The 15007-nt window shown below is 50.5% G+C and carries 15 protein-coding genes; 9 read left to right on the forward strand and 6 right to left on the reverse strand.

Annotated features, from left to right (window positions below; translation table 11 throughout):
- The first annotated feature begins 43 nt into the window (after positions 1-43).
- From arnT to nlpA, 4 genes are all read left to right on the forward strand, one after another.
- Positions 44-1705 (forward strand): lipid IV(A) 4-amino-4-deoxy-L-arabinosyltransferase, encoded by a 1662-nt coding sequence (gene arnT / locus EDF88_RS00635; RefSeq protein ID WP_134182214.1) that lies wholly within the window; start codon positions 44-46, stop codon positions 1703-1705.
- Entirely contained in the window at positions 1702-2025 is a 324-nt protein-coding gene (gene arnE, locus EDF88_RS00640; protein ID WP_134182216.1) for a 4-amino-4-deoxy-L-arabinose-phosphoundecaprenol flippase subunit ArnE, read from the forward strand. The genes arnT and arnE overlap by 4 nt, the downstream gene beginning before the upstream one ends.
- Complete coding sequence (gene arnF / locus EDF88_RS00645; protein ID WP_074391969.1) at positions 2022-2402, forward strand: 4-amino-4-deoxy-L-arabinose-phosphoundecaprenol flippase subunit ArnF; 381 nt, start codon at positions 2022-2024, stop codon at positions 2400-2402. The genes arnE and arnF overlap by 4 nt, the downstream gene beginning before the upstream one ends.
- Positions 2403-2519: 117 nt before the next feature.
- Complete coding sequence (gene nlpA / locus EDF88_RS00650) at positions 2520-3335, forward strand: lipoprotein NlpA (protein WP_064511797.1); 816 nt, start codon at positions 2520-2522, stop codon at positions 3333-3335.
- Between the two features lie 57 nt (positions 3336-3392).
- Here the strand turns inward: nlpA and EDF88_RS00655 are convergent, their stop codons facing one another.
- Positions 3393-3641 (reverse strand): DUF883 family protein, encoded by a 249-nt coding sequence (locus tag EDF88_RS00655; RefSeq protein WP_064511796.1) that lies wholly within the window; start codon positions 3639-3641, stop codon positions 3393-3395.
- A gap of 136 nt (positions 3642-3777) precedes the next feature.
- On the opposite strand from EDF88_RS00655, the gene EDF88_RS00660 reads away from it, so the two are divergent.
- Positions 3778-4467 carry a hypothetical protein gene (locus EDF88_RS00660; RefSeq protein ID WP_134182218.1) on the forward strand — a complete coding sequence of 230 codons (690 nt, stop codon included), beginning with the start codon at positions 3778-3780 and terminating at the stop codon, positions 4465-4467.
- Between the two features lie 70 nt (positions 4468-4537).
- On the opposite strand, the gene paoC is transcribed toward EDF88_RS00660, so the two are convergent.
- The 5 genes from paoC to EDF88_RS00685 form a co-directional block, all read right to left on the reverse strand.
- Entirely contained in the window at positions 4538-6736 is a 2199-nt protein-coding gene (paoC, locus tag EDF88_RS00665; RefSeq protein WP_134182220.1) for an aldehyde oxidoreductase molybdenum-binding subunit PaoC, read from the reverse strand.
- A gap of 4 nt (positions 6737-6740) precedes the next feature.
- Positions 6741-7691, reverse strand: coding sequence for a xanthine dehydrogenase family protein subunit M (locus EDF88_RS00670; RefSeq protein ID WP_134182222.1), 951 nt, complete (start codon positions 7689-7691; stop codon positions 6741-6743).
- Entirely contained in the window at positions 7688-8311 is a 624-nt protein-coding gene (gene paoA, locus EDF88_RS00675) for an aldehyde dehydrogenase iron-sulfur subunit PaoA (protein ID WP_134183210.1), read from the reverse strand. The genes EDF88_RS00670 and paoA overlap by 4 nt, the downstream gene beginning before the upstream one ends.
- A 365-nt stretch (positions 8312-8676) precedes the next feature.
- Positions 8677-9465 (reverse strand): DeoR/GlpR family DNA-binding transcription regulator, encoded by a 789-nt coding sequence (locus EDF88_RS00680; protein ID WP_134182224.1) that lies wholly within the window; start codon positions 9463-9465, stop codon positions 8677-8679.
- Between the two features lie 38 nt (positions 9466-9503).
- Complete coding sequence (locus tag EDF88_RS00685) at positions 9504-10400, reverse strand: PfkB family carbohydrate kinase (RefSeq protein WP_134182226.1); 897 nt, start codon at positions 10398-10400, stop codon at positions 9504-9506.
- Positions 10401-10572: 172 nt separating this feature from the next.
- Between EDF88_RS00685 and yihU the strand changes: the two genes are divergently transcribed.
- The 4 genes from yihU to EDF88_RS00705 all read left to right on the forward strand — a co-directional run bounded on the left by yihU (position 10573) and on the right by EDF88_RS00705 (position 14922).
- Entirely contained in the window at positions 10573-11463 is an 891-nt protein-coding gene (yihU, locus tag EDF88_RS00690) for a sulfolactaldehyde 3-reductase (protein WP_134182228.1), read from the forward strand.
- A 27-nt stretch (positions 11464-11490) separates the two neighbouring features.
- Positions 11491-12378: an aldolase gene (locus EDF88_RS00695; protein WP_134182230.1), complete on the forward strand. Its 888-nt coding sequence runs from the start codon at positions 11491-11493 to the stop codon at positions 12376-12378.
- 33 nt (positions 12379-12411) lie between these two features.
- On the forward strand, positions 12412-13422 hold the full coding sequence (locus EDF88_RS00700) for an alcohol dehydrogenase catalytic domain-containing protein (protein WP_134182232.1): 1011 nt from the start codon (positions 12412-12414) through the stop codon (positions 13420-13422).
- A gap of 69 nt (positions 13423-13491) precedes the next feature.
- On the forward strand, positions 13492-14922 hold the full coding sequence (locus EDF88_RS00705; RefSeq protein ID WP_134182234.1) for an MFS transporter: 1431 nt from the start codon (positions 13492-13494) through the stop codon (positions 14920-14922).
- Positions 14923-15007 lie beyond the last annotated feature (85 nt).

Raw genomic sequence — 15007 nt, forward strand, 5'->3', positions numbered from 1 at the left:
GGCTGCAACTCGAATTATTTTGGGCATATTTGGATATAGATGGATGAAATCAGTCAAATATTCGCTTTTTCTGATCCTGGGTTTTGCATTGCTTTACCTGCTGCCATTGGAATTTCGCGCGCTCTGGCAACCGGATGAAACGCGCTATGCGGAGATAAGCCGGGAAATGCTGGCTGCGGGGAACTGGATTGTCCCGCATTTTCTGGATGTACGTTATTTTGAGAAACCTGTTGCCGGATACTGGATCAATAACCTCAGCCAACTGATCTTCGGCCATAACAACTTTGCGGTACGTTTTGGGTCCGTTTTCTCCATTACGCTCAGTGCGCTAATGGTGGCCTGGCTGGCATTTCGTTTATGGCGAGATAAAACAGTCGCAGTGCTCTCAGGTGTCATATTCCTGACCTGCCTGCTGGTTTACGGTGTCGGCACCTATGCGGTTCTTGACCCGATGATCACACTCTGGCTGGTGGCTGCTATGTGCAGTTTCTGGTGGGCGGCAAATGCGCAAACGACGGCGGCAAAAGCAGGGGGCTATTTGTTGCTTGGCCTCGTTTGCGGCATGGGGGTTATGACAAAAGGTTTTCTGGCGCTAGCCGTCCCAGTATTAGGCGTGTTGCCGTGGGTGATTGCACAAAAACGCTGGAAAGAGGTGCTGTTGTTCGGGCCACTTGCAGTATTGAGTGCGACTGCCATTACCTTGCCATGGGCACTGGCTATCGCTAAAGCGGAGCCAACTTTCTGGCACTATTTCTTCTGGGTTGAGCATATCCAACGCTTTGCTGAGAAAGATGCGCAGCATAAAGCGCCATTTTGGTATTACATCCCGTTCCTGATTGCCGGATGTTTGCCGTGGGTTGCTTTGTTGCCTGGCGCGTTAAAGCGTGGCTGGCAAGAGCGCAAAATAGAGAGCGGAACGCTTTATGTCCTGGGTTGGGTGGTCATGCCGCTGCTATTTTTCAGTATCGCGAAAGGTAAGCTGCCAACCTATATTCTGCCGTGCTTCGCACCGCTGGCTATCTTGCTTGCACGCCACGCGACACAACTGGCTGCATCTGCAAAAACGCTAAAAGTGAATGGCTGGATTAACACTGTTTTTGGTGGGATTTGTACGCTGGTTATCCTGTTGGTGCTGGCACCATGGGGGCTTGCGAAACATCCGGTCTATGCCAGCAATGAAGTACTCAAAGTGATTCAGGCCAGCATCGCGTTTCTGGTTTGGGCACTGGTGGGGTATTTCACCACGCGCAACCACGCGAAACTCTGGCAGTGGGCCGCACTGTGTCCACTAGGCCTGGCACTACTGGTTGGCGGGGTTGTTCCAGACAAAGTTATCGATTCTAAACTTCCGCAGCCCTTTATCGATGTGGTACGCCCGGAATTGGAAAACAGCCGCTACATTCTTGCCGACAGTGTTGGCGTTGGTGCCGGCATTGCCTGGGAGCTAAAGCGTGATGACATTACGATGTATGCAAAACCAGGTGAGCTGAACTACGGCCTGACAAACTTCGCTGATGCCAAAGATAACTTTGTCTCTCGCGAAGACTTTGCCAACTGGCTGGCAACTCACCGTAAAGAAGGGAATGTTTCTTTGGTTATGTTGCTGTCGAAAAACAAAGTGCCAGAAGATAATGATGTACCTGCGCCAGACCAACTCTATCGCAAAGGGCGCTTTGTTCTCTTCTTCTACGAACAAACGCCATGAGTTATTTGCTGATTGTGCTGGCCAGCCTATTGAGTTGTGGAGGCCAGCTTTGCCAAAAACAGGCCACCTGGCGGCCAGGTCGCCGCCACTTATTCGGCTGGCTGGCATTAAGCGTTACGTTACTCGGTTGCGCTATGCTGTTGTGGTTGCTGGTCTTACAGCGCATCCCCGTCAGCGTGGCCTACCCGATGCTAAGCCTGAATTTCATATTTATCACTCTTGCTGCGCGCTTTATCTGGCATGAGGTTGTTTCGCTTCGCCATTGGTTGGGGATTTTGTTGATTATCGTTGGGATCTCCATTCTGGGAGGGGCTGCCTGATGGGCTACTTCTGGGCATTGATGAGCGTGCTGTTAGTCAGTTGCGCGCAGCTCATCATGAAATGGGCGATGATGGCACTGCCCCCGGTTGAAAAGCACGACGAACTGTTTGCCGCTTTTATGAGTGCAACCCCTGGCGCGCAAGCGTTGCTAGTCGGGTTACTTGCCTATGTCTTTTCAATGGCTTGTTGGTTTTTTGCATTGCGGCAAATAGCGCTGAGTAAAGCTTACCCGCTACTGAGTCTAAGTTATGTTCTGGTGTGGGCTGCGGCCATTTGGGTTCCGTGGCTGGGCGAGAGTTTCAGTATGGGCAAACTTGTCGGCGTGAGCGTGATTTTCCTCGGATTGTTGTTGGTTTGTCTGCCAGAAAAAAATTGATTACGCGTATATGCTTTTTCCTTCTAATTGATACCTTTTTGGTTTTATAAACCACAACAGGCATCCTGCTATAGTCGTTTCATTACACATTGGCAGTTATTTTTTAAGGAAAAAAGCGTGCGATTGACGATACCTCACTTACGGATTGGGGCTGTCTTGTTGGCAGGTTTGATGCTGGCGGGCTGTGACCAACAAAGCAGTAATGCGAAACATATTAAAGTCGGTGTGATTAACGGCGCAGAGCAGGATGTGGCTGAAGTCGCGAAAAAAGTCGCTAAAGAGAAGTATGGCCTGGATGTGGAATTGGTCGGGTTCAGCGGTTCATTGCTACCAAATGACTCCACCAACCATGGTGAGTTAGATGCCAACGTTTTCCAGCATCGCCCATTCCTCGAGCAAGACAACAAAGCGCATAACTACAAATTAGTGGCCGTGGGTAATACCTTCGTGTTCCCAATGGCCGGTTATTCGAAAAAAATAAAGACGGTAGATCAGCTACAAGACGGTGCCACTGTTGCAATCCCGAATGACCCAACCAATCTGGGGCGTGCTCTTCTGCTGCTGCAAAAAGAAAAGCTTATCACCCTGAAAGAGGGTAAAGGACTGCTGCCAACCGCGTTGGATATTACTGAAAACCCACGCCATCTGAATATTATGGAGTTGGAAGGGGCACAGCTACCACGCGTGTTAGACGATGCGAAAGTTGATGTGGCGATTATTAGTACGACTTACATCCAGCAAACAGGCTTGTCGCCGGTGCATGATAGCGTCTTTATCGAAGATAAAAACTCGCCATATGTGAACATCCTGGTTGCTCGTGAAGACAACAAAGATGCGGAAAATGTGAAAGAGTTCCTGCAATCTTATCAGTCACCGGAAGTTGCGAAAGCGGCTGAAACTATCTTTAATGGTGGGGCCGTTCCTGGCTGGTGATCACTGAAATCATTGAAAAATAGTAGGTTGATGGGCTGTTGCTAACAGCCCATTTTGTTATTTACGACCCAGCAAGAAGCCAAATACCACACCAACCGCCGCGGCAATCGCTAAACCGGCAATAGGGTTGGTTGACACCTGATCCCGCACATTATCTGTTGCATCTCTTACTGCGTAACTGGCTTGCGACGCATACTTTCTGGCCGCACCCTTAAATTCATCATCAGGGTTGTTGGTATGTCTGCCATATAACTCCCTGGCAGTACCTGCTGCTTCGTTGAGTTTGTCTGTTGTTTTGTCAAACATGCTGAGCTCCTTAGATTTAATTGCGCAACTAAGTGTAGTTGAGAGAATCGGTCTGAAATGTTTTAAACCGAGAATTCAGACAATGAGAAAAAAAGAGGTATTTTGAACGGGTGTAAAGTCAGTGGAAGAGGTGAACTTGTTAAATTCTGAGGAACTACAACAGCTTTATACCCGGACCAGTGAGAAAGCTCTCGCTAAGTGGAAAACGCATCCCGATATCGGGCGAGTGCGTGAAGAGGCTTTTTACGAGCCACATAAGCTTGCGATTACGAGCGGAATACAGCCCGCGCTGACTCCGCCATTGAGCCAACTTCTGTATGAGTTACATGAACTTGTACATAACGACTCGCTCGCTGATGTTATGCCTTACACCGGGCTGCATTTTACTTTTTTTGCTATCACAATGCCGCTTTATCAGTTCCGCGACATTTCGATGCTCGATCAGCAATTACCGGCTATTTTCGCCGAGCATGCGCAGAACCTGGTTGCCACTATTAGCAATCTGCGGCTGGTGGCGTTACCTAATCAATTGCTGATTGCAGGAACACCAGACGTCGAAAGCCAGTCGGCTAAAGCAGCCTTTGCGCACCAACTGCTGGATTCGCCCTGGCGTGAGAAGTTACGTGACCGACATGGTGACATCCCGTTACCCCCGCCGTTCTGGCACAGCACACTCTTACGCTATCAGGCAGAGTTTATTCCTCAACGCTTCAGAGACTATTTTCTTGCCCATCAATCCCATAATTACGGCAATGTTACTGCGCAAGTTCAAATGGCATTTACCAATTACAACTGGACGGAAGTTCATAGCGTTAGCGGTGATTAATCAAGATGGCAGGAAAAACTGGCAACTGCACCTTCGCGCAGTTGCCAGTTTTTAGAGGCAGAAAGACGTATCAAATTAACTCGGGCAACCCTTTCAGGAGTTTATCGAGCGTAACGGGATAATCTCTCACCCGCACACCTGTCGCGTTATAGACGGCATTGGCGATGGCAGCACTTACGCCACACAACCCCAGCTCACCGACACCTTTGGCTTTCATGGGTGAGGAGACCGGATCGGCATCGTCGAGGAAAATCACCTCCTGCACGGGGATATCGGCATGTACCGGTACTTCGTAGCCAGCAAGGTCGTGGTTAACGAAATAACCTAGTCTAGTATCGACGGCTAGCTCCTCCATTAGCGCAGCCCCGACCCCCATCGTCATCGCACCAATAACCTGGCTGCGGGCTGTTTTAGGGTTAAGTATTCGGCCAGCAGCGCACACTGCTAACATTCGGCGAACGCGCGTTTCCCCGGTTGCAATATCCACTCCGACTTCAACGAAATGCGCTGCAAAAGTGGATTGCTGGAATTTTTTTTCGAGCTCACCAAATTCGATGTCATCCTCAACCGTCAGCGTCCCTGTTGCAGCAGCCTCATTAAGAGGAGCTGAGCGCTCACCTATGCGTATTTGTTCATGACTAAACACCGCCTGTTGCGGATCAAAGCCCAGTTTGTTTGCCACGGCCTCGCGCAACTTCACACAAGCAGCATAAACCCCAGCCGTTGAACTATTGGCACCCCATTGACCGCCTGAACCTGCCGAAACAGGGAAATCTGAATCCCCCAACCGCACCACGACTTTTTCAAGCGGCACGCCCAACATTTCAGCGGCTGTCTGGGCAATGATGGTGTAACTGCCGGTGCCGATATCCGTCATATCGGTTTCAACGGTGACGATGCCTTGTGCATCAAGATGAACGCGCGCGCCCGATTTCATCACCAGGTTGTTACGAAAACCTGCCGCAACACCCATGCCGACAAGCCAACGCCCATCGCGGATTTGTGCAGGCTGAGCGTTGCGCTGCTTCCAGCCAAAGTGGTCGGCTCCGGTACGCAGGCATTCAACCAACTGGCGGCGTGAAAAGAATCGCTCAGGGTTTGCAGGGTCAACCTGGGTATCGTTGAGAATGCGAAACTCAACCGGGTCGATACCCACTTTTGCTGCCACCTCATCAATAGCGATTTCCAGCGCCATCAATCCCGGCGCTTCTCCAGGTGCGCGCATGGCATTGCCTTCTGGCAGGTCAAGTTTTGCCAGACGCAGCCCGGTATGGCGGTTGGCACCGGCATACAGCAACTCGCTTTGCTGAACGGCTGTTTCCGATGGGCCTCCAGCAAGATTACCTGACCAACTCTCATGTGAGATTGCGCTAATCCGCCCGGTGTTATCCGTGCCGATGCGAAGATGTTGAATGGTTGCCGGGCGGTGAGTGGTGTTATTGGGAATAAAGGGTCTTTGCAAAGCAATTTTGACGGGGCGTTTTGCCGCGCGAGCACCAAGGGCCGCCAGCAGCGCATCGCTACGTAAGAACAGCTTCCCACCAAAACCACCGCCAATATAAGGCGAAAACACCCGTATATTTTCTTTGGCGAGCTTCAGGGTTTTTGCCAGGTCACTACGACACCAGTCAATCATCTGATTGGAAGTCCATAGGGTTAGTTTATTTCCATCCCACGCAGCCATTGAGGCGTGCGGTTCCATCGCCATGTGGCTTTGATCTGGGGTGGTGTAGGTGGCATCAAACTGCACCGCAGAAGCGGCAAAGGCACTGGCAAAATCGCCGGTTGATTTGTCAGGCTCTTCTTCAGTTGCTGTGGTAACGCTGGTTTTTTCCTCGGCAAGATTGTATGCACCCTGTTCGCGACGATAATCGACCTTAATCAATTCTGCCGCCGCACGAGCTTGCTCGAAGGTTTCTGCGACCACCACGGCAATGGCCTGGTGATAGTGTTCAATCGTCGGGCCTGCGAGTAGCTTTGCCGGGTTTTTTTCACCTTTTCCAAGCGGGCCGGCATTATCCGCCGTCACAATAGTTATCACGCCCGGGGCATTGCGCGCTGCTTCTAAATCAATTGAGTTGATATGCCCTTTAGCAATGGCGGAGCCCACCACATAGCCATATGCCACATTGGCTGCTTCGTTATGCCATTCGTAGGCATAGCGAGCAGTGCCGGTCGTTTTCAGGTGGCCATCAATACGGTCATGGGGCTGCCCAACAACGGTGAGCTGGTCTATTGGGTTGTCTTTTGCCGGAGTATCAAATTTCATTGGTTTATCCCCGTGCTTGCATTAATACCGAGGCGAGCGTGCGCTGCGCCAGTATCAGCTTGAATTCGTTTTCAGGAGTAGGGCGCGCATCAGCGAACAGCCTTTCATAAACGCTCTGGCTACCGTTGCTCAATTGCCGGTCAGCTTCTTCAAGCCGCCACGGTTTGTGCGCAACACCACCAAGAGCGACACGTCCGGTTCCATCGGGCTGCACAATGGCGGCAACCGAAACCAGAGCAAAGGCGTAGGAGGCGCGGTCTCGAACTTTACGGTAGATATGAGTGCCGCCCAGCGGTGGAGGCAAGGTAACGGCGGTGATCAATTCACCTGAAGTCAGTGCCGTCTCCAGATGTGGCGTGTTACCCGGTGCACGATAGAAATCTGCCAACGGGATTTTGCGCACCTGGCCGTTCGGGCTGACCGTCTCTACCACAGCATCAAGCAGGCGCATAGCGACGGCCATATCGCTGGGGTGGGTTGCGATACAGGCTCGACTGGCCCCGACCACCGCATGTTGGCGGCTAAAACCCTCAAGAGCGGCACATCCACTGCCGGGAAGCCGCTTATTACAAGGTTGGTTGGTATCATAAAAGTAGGGGCAGCGAGTGCGCTGGAGCAAATTACCAGCAGTGGTTGCCTGATTGCGCAACTGGCCTGACGCGCCCGCGAGCAGCGCTCGGGAAAGTACCGCATAGTCGCGACGAATACGTGGGTCTGCCGCGAGGTCTGTATTGCGCACCAGCGCACCAATGCGCAGACCACCTTCGTCCGTCGACTCAATTTTGTTCAGCGTAAGAGCGTTCACGTCAATCAGATGGGTTGGCGTCTCTATTTCAAGCTTCATCAAATCAAGAAGATTCGTTCCCCCGGCAATAAATTTGGCACCAGGATTACGTAGGGCGCTCGCTGCCGCTTCAGCCGGGGTTTTTACTCGCTCAAAAGTAAAAGCTTTCATGATTTTTGCCCCCCGGCGACATCTTCAATGGCTGCAAGAATGTTGGAATAAGCGCCGCAACGGCAGATGTTGCCGCTCATACGTTCACGTATTTCTTCTGTGGTGGCCTGAGGGGGGGAATTCAAATCGGAGGTGACGTGGCTTGGAATGCCCATTTCGAGCTCTTTGAGCACCATAACGGAGGAGCAAATTTGCCCTGGCGTACAGTACCCACATTGAAAACCGTCATGCTTGATAAAGGCGGCCTGCATAGGGTGCAAGTTATCCGGTTTACCGAGACCTTCAATGGTGGTGATTTCGGCATCCTGCTGCATCACAGCAAGGGTCAGGCAGGCGTTTATCCGGCGACCGTCAACGATAACCGTACATGCGCCACACTGGCCGTGGTCGCACCCTTTTTTGGTCCCGGTAAGGTGCAGGTTTTCGCGCAGCGCATCCAAAAGTGTGGTTCGTGTATCAACGTCCAGTTGGTGGGATTCGCCGTTAACATTTAACGTTACGCGCGCTAATTCAGGCGAGGGAGTGGTGGCGTTCGCGCCCGCTCCAAAAGCATGAGTTGGCGTCATCGCCACGGTTGCGGCCGACACAACACCGACCTTGAGAAGCTCCCGCCTTGTCAGGCGAAAGCCATAATATTCAATATTAAGGTAGTGATTACCGCTCCTGTTGCTGCTTGCACTATACAAGTGCCTTTTATTCGCTTCATGGTCATGGTTGCTCATACCGCCTCCAGTGTTCGAAAGATTGCATCAGGAAAATGGAACTCTCTGCGATGCTCAAATTTTTATAACGAACTATTAATCATAGACGGCGCAGGCGTTGGGATTATTCCTGAATTCTGCAAAGAGGGGGTGAGGGAATGAATAGGGGCGGCGGTAGTTTCCGGGGCGAGAAAAATCAGCTAGTTATTGCATTTCGGTGGTTTTGCTGGTCTGGCAACTAGCTACCTTTAAAAAAGGCAGCTAGTTCGTTTTTACGGATATCCTCAAGAGACTTCCTGTTCCGCAATGATCAATTCCACTTTTTCCTGTTCCAGAAGCTGGATAAAGGTGGCGGGTGGATTAACATCGGTAAAGAAGGCTTTTACTCTGCGCGCATTGCCAATGGCAACTGCGGCAGATGCGTGGAATTTAGTATGATCAGCAACCAGGAGTGTATGCCTGGCGTGCGTCATCATTGTTCTGGCAATCGTTGCTTCATTGACATCAAATTCCAACAGAGTGCCATCGCTTTCTATCGCACCAATACTGGTTATCAGGTAGTCGGCTCTGAACCCTTCAACAAAACTCACTGCACTTGGGCCCACGATACCACCGTTGTGCGAGCGTAACGTTCCTCCTGGTACCATCACTTCGATGTCCTGGTTCTTATACAAAATTTGTGCAACGCGTAGGCTGTTAGTAATAATTCTGAGATCGCGACGCCCTAACAGGGCCCTGGCAATCGCTTCAACCGTAGTGCCAATGGTGATAAAAACCGTACATCGTTCGGGAATGTAATCGGCAATCGCTTCCGCCATTGCCTGTTTTTCTTGCGTGAGTGAGAGTTCTCGCTGCTCGAAGGCAGTGTTCATCACGCTGGAAACTCGGCCCGCTCCACCATGATGGCGGGTAATCAAGCCTTGTTCGCTAAGCTTTCGAATATCGCGTCGCACCGTTTGTGTAGAAACATCCAGCAATTGTGCAAGATCTTCAATATTCATATATCCGCGTTCAGCAATATAGTGAACGAGCTGATCGTGCCGTGGATTACCGGTTAGTTCAGTGATACTCATGAACACTCCTGTTTGATTCCCTATCAGTACGCACTATTTTACGCACAAATTGACAAAAATGATTCGGTTTGCTCACGATTAGGAATACCAGCGCGCCCGCCCGGCTGAGTACACTTCATCGCAGCTACTGCACTGGCAAAGCGAATAGACTGATCTATAGGCCTTTTTTCTGCAAGTGCTGCAGCAAGTGCACCGTGAAAGACATCCCCCGCTCCCGTGGTATCAATGACATTCACAGAATAAGCCGGAAGGTGACACAAACGCTCATCATCCATCCACTGCGTGCCTTCTGCACCTTGAGTGACATACACGCTGCCATCAGTACTCTTTGCTGCTTTTTTGAGGCCTTCACAGGCATCGGAAATACCCGTCATTCGGCATAAGCCTGGAGCGGAAAAGACGGCATGGTCGGCAAGAGCCACTAATGGCGTAATATCTTGTTGCGTGACGTCTGCATCAAGTAACGTAGCAACTCCCGCCTGATGCGCCAGAGTAAACGCAAGCAGTGTTCCGTCATGCCAACGGACATCACCCAACACCATGTCGTAAACAGAAAAATCTATGCTTTCAATCCATTTAGCATCCATCGGCAAATCAGGGCTTGGGTAGTTAATGATGATACGTTCACCCTGTTGGTCCACCAAAATGGCTGATTGTGATGAGCGGGCCTGTGGATATTGACGGCAGTAGCGTGTATTCACGCCAAAACTGTTCAGCTCTGAGATCAGCGTATTTCCGCAACTATCGTCACCCACCCGGCCAATGAAATCTACTTCCACCCCTAATCGCGCTATCGCGACAGCCGCTGTAGCGGCGGGGCCACCTCCTGTTTCGAAATACTGTTGTGCCTGATATTTCCCACCTCCAGCCGGCAGGGCTTTGATTGAATAAATACGATCCTGAACGGCGATCCCTATACATGCAATTTTGGTCATATTTGTCTATTCCATTGTGTCGTTGTCATTGTTTACTCATTTTAATGACATAAATGATCAAATTGGTGATGCATGTCTGGTTTTTAACCATAAATTACAAATATGCTCAAAAACAGACGGAAATGGTTCTTAGGTGTGTTTATTTTTACTCACTCAATGCAGGAGATGATGAATGACAACTATCGCTTTTCTCGGACTCGGTCAAATGGGATTTCCCATGGCCAGTAATTTGGTTAGCAAAGGGCATAGCCTGAAGGTTTTTGATCTAAATCCACATGCAGTCGAGCAACTTGTCAGTGTGGGGGCCGTTGCGGCACTTACACCTGCGGATGCCGCGCAGGATGCAGAGCTGGTAATTACTATGCTGCCCAATGGTGACATCGTCAGGCAGGTATTGATGGGAGATAAGGGGGTCTGTGAAACCCTTTCATCTGATGCGCTGGTTATTGATATGTCCACTATTCACCCCTTGCAGACCGATGCACTTATTGCGCAGATGAAAGAAAAGGGATTTTCCATGATGGATGCGCCAGTAGGCAGAACATCCATCAATGCAAAAGATGGCACTTTGCTCATTCTGGCTGGGGGTTACCCGGATCAGGTCGAACGTGCCCGCCAGGTATTGCTATGTATGGGGTCGGAAATTGTTGAGGCCGGTGGGCCAGGAATGGGGATCCGCGTGAAACTCATCAACAACTATATGAGCATCGCATTAAATGCTCTCTCGGCCGAAGCTGCAGTGCTGTGCGAGTCGTTAGGTCTGGATTTGAACGTGGCAATTAAGGTGATGAGTGGGACCGCTGCCGGAAAAGGTCATTTCACAACAACCTGGCCGGGCAAAGTCCTGAAAGGCGATCTTTCTCCTGCATTTATGGTTGATCTGGCATTAAAAGACCTGCGAATCGCTATTGATGTCGCGCAACAAACAGGTGCTCCACTGGGGATGGGGGCGGTTGCCGAAACCTATTACCAGGCTGCAACACAATCTGGGCGTGGGCGACAGGACTGGAGCGCTCTGTTATCCGAAGTTCGCGAAATGTCCGGGCGTGTAAACAAACATTAATTTTTTTGATAATTATCAGGAGTTCTTATGTCATCCCAGAAAACCCCATTTAGCCTGCTGGATATTTCGCGACCAGACGGTGGATTTGCCATGTTAGCCGTCGACCAGCGCGAAGCCATGCGCTTAATGTTTATTGCAGCAGGTCAGCAGAAACCTGTTGCTGATAGTGTACTTACCGATTTTAAAGTTGCTGCAACGCGCATTCTTTCACCGTATGCCTCTGCGGTGTTGGCAGATAAACAGTATTGTCTTGATCAAATTGTCGAACAGCGTGCGGTTGCCGATTCGTGCGGCTTGATTGTTGCCGCAGACCACTTTGTCCCCGGCAATGGTATTCCTGTCGACAGTGTAGAAATTGATTACACCATCGATCCTCATACTGCCCGAGCTATGGGGGCAAAAGCGATGAAGTTATTAGTGCTGTGGCGTGAAGATGAAGAGTCGCAGATACGACTACAAATGGTGGATGACTTTGTGGCTCGCTGCCGCAGTGCAGGTCTTGTGAGTATTATCGAACCCGTTGTTCGCCCGCCACGCCGCGGATGGGCATTCGACCGCGAAGCAGCCATTGTTGCCGCGGCGGCAGAATTAGGAAGTACTGGAGCTGACTTGTACAAAGCCGAGATGCCAGCCGGTGGCAAAGGGGATGAAAAAACACTACTGGCGGCCTGCCAGAAGCTCAACGATCAAATGTCCATGCCTTGGGTCATCCTGTCATCGGGTGTCGAAGCGGATATATTTGGCCGTGCAGTACGTATTGCGATGCAGGGTGGGGCTTCAGGTTTCCTCGCCGGACGTGCGGTATGGGCATCTGTCATTGGTGCAACTGATCCACAAACGATGCTGCGGGATGTTTCTGTACCTCGTCTTCAGAGACTGGCTGAAATTGTTGATGAAGGTATGTCTCAGCGTTAATCCCCGCAGTTCAAATGTGTTTGGAGAACGGTAATGGATAAGATAACTCAGGTTTTATTTTCAGATATCGGCAAAGTCACAACCGAATACCTGGAGCTGCCGCATCACGAACTAAAGGCGCATGAAGTTCGTATCGCACCCGTTTTTTATGGTATTTGCGGATCAGATTTGCATGTCCTCAAAGGGGGGCACCCTTTCGCTAAACCACCTGTTGTTCCTGGACATGAAATTGCAGCGAGAGTCACGGAAGTGGGAAGTGGCGTGACGAATGTGAGTCCAGGGGACCATGTAGTTGTCGACCCTATTATGGCCTGTATGGAATGCCGTGCCTGTAAGGCCGGTCGTTTTAATCTGTGCGAGCCACCGCAGGTTGCAGGTTTCAGGGCTCCAGGTTTTGCTCGCTCACAGCATATTGTTCCGGCAAGAAATTGCTATGTTGCTCCAGCCTCGCTGCCGTTAAAGGTACTGGCTTTTGCAGAACCAGCAGCCTGCGCGCGTCACTGCGTCAATCGTATGCCAGAAAGTTCACTGGAAAGCGTGCTGGTGATAGGCGCGGGTACGATTGGACTCTCCATCGTTCAGGCGTTGCGCATTATGGGGGCTGAGAAAATAACGGTCATCGAACCTGATTCATCAAAACGTGCCCTGGCACTGAAACTAGGGGCAGCGGAAGTGTATGCACCGGGTAAGTTGGAGAGTTCAGTCCGCTTTACCGGAGCCATTGATGTTGTAGCCGCACAGACCACCCTCAATGATGCCTGTACACGTGTATATGCTGGTGGCACGGTGGTTTGTATGGGGGTTCCTGCGGGTCCTCGCGAAATTCCTCTGCCAAGTATGCAACGTTTCGAACGTGATCTCTTGAACTCTGGAATGTACATACCTGAGGATTTCGATGTGGTTATCAAATGGCTGGCGGAAGGGTTGTTCGAAACTAGCGAGTTGGTAACGGATCTTTATCCAGTTAGTGAAGCGGCTCGAGCGTTTGAGCGTGCTCAGCAAAACGATTCCATCAAAGTCATGCTGCAGTTTGCTGACGAATAAGGCTCACGGCCTCTGTAGGCGCTGTACTATTGCGGCGCCACCCTGATAACAATGAAAAAGGATAACGTGATGTCACAAATCACCAGTCCTGCGCCTTACATAATCAGCAGACCACAAGATGTAATTGATATTGTTAATAAAAACTCTGCTATTAATACAAGCGTAGGTGTTATTTTTATTGCTCTTGGCGGTATCTTAATTGATGCCTACCAGGCGGCAATGGTTGGATTTGGAAACAAATACATTGCGGTGCAGTTCGGTATTTCTCCCGGACTTGCGGCAACCGTCAATGCTTCCGTACTTATAGCTGCGCTAATTGGTGGCTTGCTCGCAAATCGAGTGATTAATCGATTTGGTCAGCGTCGTGCTTTTTTGATTGGTATGGCACTGTGTACCTTAGGGGCCGCAGCAGTAGCCATCGCTCCCAATATCTGGTGGGTTCTTGTGTGCCGGGTTGTAATGGGATTTGGGTTGGGGATCGACTTTCCTCTTGCTACCAATGCGGTAGCTGAGCTTAGAGGGTCATCCTCGAAGAAAACAGGCTCCTCGGTCAATTTGTGGCAAATGGCGTGGTATGTCTCGACAACAGTGGTCTATCTCGTTTTGATGCTGTTCTTTATGTCGGACATTGCAGAAGCTGATTTGTGGAGGTACGGGATTTTTGCGGGTGCTATCTTCGCAGTTATCATCATGATTTTTCGCTATTTCTTTATTGGTGAATCGGCAATGTGGGCGGCGCGAGTCGGGCGATACGATGAAGCTTGTTCGATTTTGCGTCACCGCTATGGTGTTCAGGCAAGTGTTGGGACGACAGTTTCTGGTCAACAAGCCTCAAGCACAGAACACAAAATTCACGGTGGTTACGGCCTTTTATTTAATAAACGCTACCGTAAAAGAACCATCCTCGGATGCGTGGTTGCCACCATGCAAGCCTGGCAGTACAACGCTGTGGGCGTCTATCTACCATTAACACTAGCGGGTATTCTCTCCGGTGGATTGGCTGGTGCACTTTCTGGTTCAGCTGTGGTAAATGCACTTTGTGGAATTACCGGTGGATTAATCGGTTCGCTTGCCCTTCAACGCCTCGGTACTCGTCGGCAGTCTATGTATGGTTTTATCGTCGTAACACTTGCGCTGCTGGCACTCGGAGCACTGGCGACTGCAAGCCCATGGCTTTCTCTTGGGCTATTAGGTTCGATAATCTTCTTCCATTCTGCAGGCCCTGGCGGTTTAGGAATGACCATCGCGACGCTCTCTTATCCACCTAGCATTCGCCCGACTGGCGTAGGTTTTACTCGCGCCATCATGCGCACAGGAGCGATTGCTGGATTGATTATTTGGCCAATGTTGTGGGGTACTCTGAAAACCGATGCTTTTTATTGGTTGGCAGCGGTTCCGTTTATCGGGTTTGTGACTTGCTTGCTGATTAAGTGGGAACCATTGGGAGCAAACGTAGATGCAGAAGACGCAGAAGTATTAAGTGAGCTGGAACAAAAATAACACTAAGCGCCGGTATACCGGCGCATTGCTTACCTCTATCTACTTGTGAATAGCAATTTCACATTTTTCTCACCAACTGGAGAGG

The sequence above is a fragment of the Buttiauxella sp. BIGb0552 genome (assembly GCF_004366275.1).
GTDB classification, from domain to species: Bacteria; Pseudomonadota; Gammaproteobacteria; order Enterobacterales; family Enterobacteriaceae; genus Buttiauxella; species Buttiauxella gaviniae.

Excerpts from the sequence above, each read along its gene's own strand:
- arnT (WP_134182214.1), top strand. The coding sequence starts at position 44 with ATGAAATCAGTCAAATATTCGCTTTTTCTGATCCTGGGTTTTGCATTG.
- arnE (WP_134182216.1), top strand. The coding sequence starts at position 1,702 with ATGAGTTATTTGCTGATTGTGCTGGCCAGCCTATTGAGTTGTGGAGGC.
- EDF88_RS00655 (WP_064511796.1), bottom strand. The coding sequence starts at position 3,641 with ATGTTTGACAAAACAACAGACAAACTCAACGAAGCAGCAGGTACTGCC.
- paoC (WP_134182220.1), bottom strand. The coding sequence starts at position 6,736 with ATGAAATTTGATACTCCGGCAAAAGACAACCCAATAGACCAGCTCACC.
- EDF88_RS00670 (WP_134182222.1), bottom strand. The coding sequence starts at position 7,691 with ATGAAAGCTTTTACTTTTGAGCGAGTAAAAACCCCGGCTGAAGCGGCA.
- EDF88_RS00680 (WP_134182224.1), bottom strand. The coding sequence starts at position 9,465 with ATGAGTATCACTGAACTAACCGGTAATCCACGGCACGATCAGCTCGTT.
- EDF88_RS00685 (WP_134182226.1), bottom strand. The coding sequence starts at position 10,400 with ATGACCAAAATTGCATGTATAGGGATCGCCGTTCAGGATCGTATTTAT.
- yihU (WP_134182228.1), top strand. The coding sequence starts at position 10,573 with ATGACAACTATCGCTTTTCTCGGACTCGGTCAAATGGGATTTCCCATG.
- EDF88_RS00695 (WP_134182230.1), top strand. The coding sequence starts at position 11,491 with ATGTCATCCCAGAAAACCCCATTTAGCCTGCTGGATATTTCGCGACCA.
- EDF88_RS00700 (WP_134182232.1), top strand. The coding sequence starts at position 12,412 with ATGGATAAGATAACTCAGGTTTTATTTTCAGATATCGGCAAAGTCACA.
- EDF88_RS00705 (WP_134182234.1), top strand. The coding sequence starts at position 13,492 with ATGTCACAAATCACCAGTCCTGCGCCTTACATAATCAGCAGACCACAA.